This is a genomic window from Candidatus Aquicultor secundus (genome assembly GCF_002791875.1).
Lineage (GTDB): Bacteria > Actinomycetota > Aquicultoria > Aquicultorales > Aquicultoraceae > Aquicultor_A > Aquicultor_A secundus.
This window is the reverse complement of record NZ_PFNG01000209.1, coordinates 1,057-1,921: the sequence shown is the minus strand read 5'-3', so window position 1 is coordinate 1,921 and position 865 is coordinate 1,057. Positions and strand designations below refer to the sequence as shown.

Sequence of the window (865 nt, the reverse complement as noted above, 5' to 3'; positions counted from 1 at the left end):
CCTTCACGGTATAGCAAGAACCTGTCTTCCGGTTGTTCGCGAAGTATGCGGTATTTTACGCCAAACTCGTTGTTGGTCAGCTCTATTTTTTCGACCCCGGCAAGCTTCAGAGCGTCAAAATCCGAGCGTAACTCCCGGTTGGTGTCATTCCAAAAGACTATACGGTGCCGCTCAAATAATCTCTGTAAAGCCTGGGCTATTTGTTTATCCATACATGCTCCTAATGCTACTCTTCCTTGGCATCCAGACCGGGAACCTTCTTTAGCGCTAGTCCGAATTTAACGTAGTTGACCTTTACCCCATCATCGAGATCAATGTCAATTTGTTCGGTAGCCAAAGGATAGAGCACATCTCGCTCGTAGTCTTGCAATTCCTCAATCATCTTCTTAATGTTTTCAATCTCTTTAAGTGCCCTGGTCTTTTCCGCCTGTGAGGCTGAAGCGCTGATGTTTAGTCCTTCCATTTGATTCTTGCGCGCAACAAGTTTGCTGCGAAACTCGCGCAGGTAATCGTTGAGCACAACGCTTACCGTATCCGGACGGTAGCGATGCAAATATATAAGTGCGTTAAAACTGCCCTTAGGGCTTGAGAACAGCCAGTAAATCGGCCGCTTCTTGTAGCGCCTTACGTGATCGTTATAGAAATCTTTAAGGAAGTACTTGCGGATATCTTTGCCGAGGGCGCTTTCTATGAATTTGAGGTTGTCCTCATAGCGCTCGTCGCCAAAGGTTACACGCAAGAATTTTCTGAAACGCTCGGAAATATCGTCGGTAAACCAGTCACCGTCGAGAATGGGGATGACGTTGTCTGTGTCCGCTGGGAAGGTCGGCTCTGGAACTTGTTTTAGATAATCTTCGATCGTCTC

General features: G+C 46.9%; 1 protein-coding gene and 1 pseudogene. Both read right to left on the bottom strand.

Going from position 1 to position 865, the window contains the following annotated elements; all coding sequences use genetic code 11:
- Positions 1-212 (bottom strand): hypothetical protein (locus COY37_RS08880; RefSeq protein WP_286977270.1); only part of this gene is annotated, 212 nt, incomplete at its 3' end.
- Positions 213-226: 14 nt separating this feature from the next.
- Positions 227-865, bottom strand: a pseudogene (locus COY37_RS08875) (BREX-1 system adenine-specific DNA-methyltransferase PglX); the annotation flags it as partial.